General features: G+C 44.3%; 5 protein-coding genes and 1 riboswitch. Of the genes, 3 read left to right on the top strand and 2 right to left on the bottom strand.

Features of this window, described 5'->3' with window-relative positions:
• Positions 1-11: 11 nt before the first annotated feature.
• Complete coding sequence (gene trmA, locus ACF8EG_RS18025; RefSeq protein ID WP_045545906.1) at positions 12-1121, bottom strand: tRNA (uridine(54)-C5)-methyltransferase TrmA; 1110 nt, start codon at positions 1119-1121, stop codon at positions 12-14.
• A 184-nt stretch (positions 1122-1305) separates the two neighbouring features.
• A riboswitch (cobalamin riboswitch) is annotated at positions 1306-1508 on the top strand.
• Positions 1509-1564: 56 nt separating this feature from the next.
• Here trmA and ACF8EG_RS18020 point away from each other — a divergent pair.
• The 3 genes from ACF8EG_RS18020 to murI all read left to right on the top strand — a co-directional run bounded on the left by ACF8EG_RS18020 (position 1565) and on the right by murI (position 5054).
• Entirely contained in the window at positions 1565-3439 is a 1875-nt protein-coding gene (locus ACF8EG_RS18020; protein ID WP_024703592.1) for a TonB-dependent receptor domain-containing protein, read from the top strand.
• A 78-nt stretch (positions 3440-3517) separates the two neighbouring features.
• Positions 3518-4201 (top strand): ATPase, encoded by a 684-nt coding sequence (locus ACF8EG_RS18015; protein WP_045545905.1) that lies wholly within the window; start codon positions 3518-3520, stop codon positions 4199-4201.
• Between the two features lie 40 nt (positions 4202-4241).
• Entirely contained in the window at positions 4242-5054 is an 813-nt protein-coding gene (gene murI / locus ACF8EG_RS18010) for a glutamate racemase (RefSeq protein WP_021454392.1), read from the top strand.
• On the opposite strand, the gene ACF8EG_RS18005 is transcribed toward murI, so the two are convergent.
• Positions 5008-5463: an RNA-binding protein gene (locus ACF8EG_RS18005; RefSeq protein WP_045545904.1), complete on the bottom strand. Its 456-nt coding sequence runs from the start codon at positions 5461-5463 to the stop codon at positions 5008-5010. The two genes, murI and ACF8EG_RS18005, sit on opposite strands and share 47 nt — an antisense overlap.
• Between the last annotated feature and the right edge of the window lie 388 nt (positions 5464-5851).

Here is a 5851-nt window from a genome sequence, read left to right as displayed (position 1 = left end):
TCGCTGGTGGCTTACGCTTTACGTTCTAGTAAAACGCCGGCTTCCATGTGGTGGGTGTAAGGGAATTGGTCAAACAGAGCAAAGCGCGTCACATTGTGAGTTTCACTTAGAATGTCCAAGTTTTCTTTTAGGGTCTCTGGATTACAAGAGATGTACATGATGCGCTCGTAACATTGCACCATTTTGCACGTATCCACATCCATACCTGCACGTGGTGGATCGACAAAAATCGTGTTGCAGTTGTAGCTCTTCAGATCGACACCATTGTCTTTTAAACGACGGAATTCGCGCTTACCTTCCATTGCTTCTGTAAATTCTTCTGCCGACATACGGATGATTTGTACGTTGTCGATCTTGTTCGCTGCAATGTTGTATTGTGCTGATTCTACCGAAGGCTTAGCAAGCTCAGTAGCAAGTACACGGTCGAAGTTTTGCGCTAATGCTAACGAGAAGTTGCCGTTACCACAGTAAAGCTCTAGTAGGTCGCCAGTGCTCTCTTGAGTACAGTCAACCGCCCATTCCAACATCTTCTCTGCTACTTTGCCATTCGGTTGGGTGAAGCTGTTTTCGACTTGCTGGTAGATGTAGCTTTGGCCATTTACGTCCAGTTTTTCGATCACGTAGTCACGGTCTAGGATGATTTTCATCTTACGTGCGCGACCAATGATGTTTAGGTTAAAGCCTTCATCATTTAAACGCTGTTTAAGGGCTTTCGCGTTTTCAATCCACTCTTCATCAAGTTGGCGATGGTAAAGCAGTGAAACCAGAATCTCACCGCTTAGCGTCGATAGGAAATCGACTTGGAATAGTTTACGGCGTAGGGATTCGTTGTCTTTCATCGCTTCAACCAATAGCGGCATCAAATCGTTGATCAGACGGCTGGCTGCTGGGAATTGGTCTACGCGGTATTTCTCACGAGTCTCTTGGTTGAACATGATGTAGTACAGGTCTTCACCTTCATGCCAAACACGGAACTCAGCACGCATACGGTAATGCTGCTCTGGTGATTCAAATACTTCCAGTTCTGGCACGTTGTATGGCGCGAACATATCAGTGAGACGTTCGACTTTTTCAGCCAGTTGTTCTTGGTAGCGTTGTGGATTGACATCAAGAGTAGCCATGATCTTACCTTTTATGGTGCATTCAATTTAAGAGCGCAGATTTTATTCAATCTCAACAGTATGTCCAGTTTTGTACGGGAATTGATTTAAAGGTAGTGCGTACAGGTTGAGGAGAAAGCAAAATTAATCAAAACGTTACAATTTCTATGGGCAATATTGGCTGGACAAATAATCAATAGCTGAATAATATTTGCCTCAAGCTGGTGGCATCTAGCAATCTAGATGGCTGAAATGGGAATCTGGTGAAAATCCAGAACTGACGCGCAGCGGTAAAAGAGAACGAACGCTCATCACGACACTGCATTAGTTTATGTGGGAAGTCGAGCAACTAGGTGGTGTAAACCTCGCTCTTCAGTCCGAATACCTGCCAGCAACTGAGCCACAGCATTGGACTGCCTAAGGAGGCAGGGCTCGGAAGGAATTACGCGATTTAGGACAATATAATGAAAAAATCCGCATTGGCGATCACCCTGGCATCGTTGCTTTCACCTGTCTCTTATCTACAGGCCCAAGAAACTTCTGTTGACGAAACCATCGTAGTTACTGCGAATCGATTCAAGCAAATCGATGGTGCTGTTCTAGCTCAAACCGTGACAGTAACGAAAGAAGATATTCGCCGTCAGCAAGCTGACAGTTTGTTTGATGTGTTCCGTACTTTGCCTAGTATTGAGGTTGCTCAATATGGTGGCCGTGGCCAAAGCGCATCGATTTTTGTTCGCGGTGGCAGTGCCACCCAAGTGTTGGTTTTGGTTGATGGTGTACGCATGCCTCGCGCAATCATGGGCGGTATCGATTTCAACCAATTTCCAATCAACTCTATTGAACGTATCGACTACATTCGCGGCGCACGCGCATCTATCTATGGCTCAGAGGCGATTTCCGGCGTAATCAACATTATTACTCGAGCAAGTATTGATGATGATGCAAGCCGAGTGTCGGCGGGTTATGGCTCCAACAATCATAAAAAAGGCACGTTTGCCGTATCTAAACCTGTAGGTGAAGGTAAGCACATCAAAGGGGTATTAGGTTACGAGAAAACGGATGGTTTTAACGTTAAACCTTTGCCGGGTTTGAATGATGGCGATGAGCACGGATTTGAAACGTTGAACCTTAAATTAGGTTACCAGCAAAACTTTTCTGATAATTTTTCTGGTTACGTTGGCTTTAGTACATACAGCAACGAATACGACTATGACAACAGCAGTTATGGCAATCCTGGGTGGGGAACAGTAGATAAGCACGAAAAGAAAACGGGTGAAGTGGAATACGTAGGTGCAGATTTGTCACTTGAGTATTCTAAAGATGTTTACACTTCTGAGTTGAAGTTAGCTTACGGTCAACAAGACAACTATGACCTTAAATCGGGCCAAAGTAAGTCGACCGGCGATCACGTGGCCATCGAACAGTTCAATGCAATTTGGCTAAACTCATACAGCATCAATGATGAACTGAGTATTGGAGGCGGCTTAGATTACCGTAATGAGAAGTTAGCAAAAGGCTACCTTGCACCAAGTGACTGGGGACCAGCGAAAGACTACAACCCAGAGAAGAATCCAAGAACAAACATTGGCATCAGCGCAATTGCTCAATATGCATTGAATGCATGGACCTTCGAAGCCAGCGTACGTAATGATGAAAACAACCAGTTTGGCAACAACACTACGTGGCAAACCGCAGCAGGTTGGAAAGTTTACGAAGGATACGAATTAACGCTGAGCCACGGCACTGCATTCCGTGCGCCTAGCTTTGTTGACTTGTATTACCCTGGCTATGAAATGCCGAACTTAAAGCCTGAAGAGTCAAAAAACACGGAACTATCGTTATCTGGTGTGGCATCGATTGTTGATTGGACTGTAACTGGGTATTACAACCAAATTGAAAACATGCTGATCTGGAAAGGTGCGGGCATGCAAAACATTGGTGAAGCTGAGATTAAAGGTATCGAACTAGAAGTTAAACTCGATACTGATATTGTCTCTCATGAGTTCTACCTAGATTACAAAGATCCTGTCGACAAGTCTGGTGCAGAAGATACCCAACTAGCATACCGCTCCAAGCGTGGTGCTAAGTGGAATGCTTATGCGACATTTGACCAATGGACGTTGGGTTCGCAGTATCTTTACCAAGGTGAGCGCTTTAATGGTAGTACAAGACTACCGAGCTACAGCCTATGGAACTTCACCGCTTCTTACGCTGTAAACTCAAGTTGGGACATCAACGCCAAACTAAGCAACGCTTTCGATAAGAACTACGAGATGTACTCAGGTTACGCAACTCCTGGGCGTCAGTACTTTGTATCCGCTGACTATCGATTCTAATTGCGTTTGATACAACAAAGGCCGCCTTATTGGCGGTCTTTATCATTATTGGTGTGCAGAAAATGGCTGGAAAACAAAATGACGAAACCAAAACGTGTCGTAATCAGCTGGTCGAGCGGTAAAGACTCTACACTAACGTTAGAGCGTTTAAACGAAAACCCGGACTATCAGGTGGTTGGGTTATACACGACTTACGTAGGGAAAGAAGTCCCTTTCCAAGCAACTCCGCTTGAGGTCGTGCAAATGCAAGCAGACTTACTTGCTCTTCCGCTCATTACTATAGAGCTGCCTGAAGTCTTTCCGAGTAACGACATTTATCAATCGGCCATCGTTAATGCATTACAAAGTAGTGGGCTGAACGTAGAAGCTGTCGCATTCGGCGATATGTTCTGCAATGGTATTGCCGATTATCGTCGTAGCTACATTGAGCCAGCAGGATGGGAATGTGTCTTTCCTCTCTTAGGGGAGAATAGTTTGAGCTTAGCGATGGAAGTCATAGCACGTGGAATTAAAACTATGTTGATTACCACTGATGGAAAGGCACTTGCTTCAGAATGGTGTGGTCGTTGGTATGACCAAGTATTAATCGAGTCATTACCACGTCATATTGATCCATGTGGAGAAAATGGTGAGTTCCACACATTGGTGACATCAACCCCATCATTTCAAGGACATATAGAACTGACTAAGCTTGAAGTGGAAATAGGGGAGCGATTTAGCCATCAAAGATACCGCGCCAAAGCATTGCCAAAACAAATCTAACCAGTATGATCGCCGAGTCTCTATTCATCAGGTAAGACTCGTGCGAGCATCAAGTAAGAAAAAAGTTCTAGTGTTTGATTCCGGTGTCGGCGGACTGTCAGTTTTCCAAGAAATTCACCAACTCCTTCCACACTTAGACTACTTCTATCTGTTCGATAACGAAGCTTATCCTTACGGCGAACTCGATCAGAATGTGCTTATCTCGCGCGTCAATCAGCTGGTTTCCGCATTGGTAGCAGAGCATCACATCGATATCGTCGTCATTGCGTGCAATACTGCCAGTACAATCGTATTGCCGTCATTGCGTGACAACTTATCAGTGCCAGTTGTTGGCGTCGTGCCTGCCATCAAACCGGCCTCCTTACTAGCGACTCAGGGAGTAGGGTTAATCGCAACGCCTGCGACCGTCACTCGTCAATACACTCATGAGCTGATCCGCGATTTTGCGCAAGGTAAGCCAGTTGAACTGCTAGGTTCGACGCGTTTGGTTGATATGGCAGAAGAAAAGCTACGTGGTGATAGTGTTCCTTTGGATGAACTGAAAAGTATCTTATCGCCGTTATGCAATAAAGTAGACGTCGCTGTACTTGGTTGTACACACTTCCCATTAATCAAAAGCGAAATTCAGCAAGTGCTGGGTAGCAACGTCGTTTTGATTGATTCTGGGGAGGCGATAGCGCGCCGGGTTAAAGCATTACTTTCTTGTGGTGAGCTTGAAGAGAAAGAAGAAGGGATAAAACGAATCTTTGCCAGTGCACCTCCTTGGCAAGAAGATGCACTGAACATTTGTCTGGCGAAATTAGGATTTAATCCAGTCCAGATTTATCGCCATCTGGGTGTTTCGGATCGTTAGCAATACGAACTTTAAGTGTTCGCTCCATGTATTCCCTTTCATTTAACTTCGCGATAGCCGGTTCTGCATCAGCAGCGGCCATAACGACAAAACCAAACCCTCTTCTTTTACCTGTGCGTTTATCTTTCATTAAGCGCACAGCAAATACCTGCCCATACTCTGCAAATAAATCACGAACGTGACTTTCATTTGCTTTATAAGGAAGGTTACCGACATACAGCGTTTTAGTTGAAGGATCAGATTCCGTTGGTTGAATAGATGGTGTTTGGCTAGAAAATGAAAATAGAAAAGCAGTAGCAGCAACACCGATAAGAAAGCTCAAAGCTGGTGGAATAGCGAATTGAGAGAATAGCACTCCCCCAATGACGGCCAGCCCAGCACATAGGATCAGATTTTTTTTAGACGTCATTTTGATTACTACATATAGATAATAAAGAGATCGATTGTCTATTTAACAGAATAGACACATGAATCTTACGTATATGGTTGGTGTTTTTCCAACCAATTGCTGTGATATGTCTCAAATGTGACGAAGAAATATGCAAATTTCGGCGTTTTGATGGATTAATGAACGGTTGAAAGTTTTTTTGCAAAAAACGCTTGTACTAATTTCTCAACTCCCTATACTGCGCATCCACCGACACGGAGTGAGACGAAAGTCACACAGCGAGTCGGAAATTGAGAGAAAAGAAATTTGAAAAAAATGCTTGACTCTCTCACGGTGTGAAGTAAGATATGCACCCCTAACGACGAGCAACTAAGTTGCTGAAAATGTTAGAAAAGCTCTTTAAAAATAA

Origin of the sequence: Vibrio sp. YQ_11 (assembly GCF_043103065.1) — a bacterium.
GTDB lineage: Bacteria > Pseudomonadota > Gammaproteobacteria > Enterobacterales > Vibrionaceae > Vibrio > Vibrio parahaemolyticus.
This window is presented reverse-complemented; position numbering and strand designations above follow the sequence as displayed.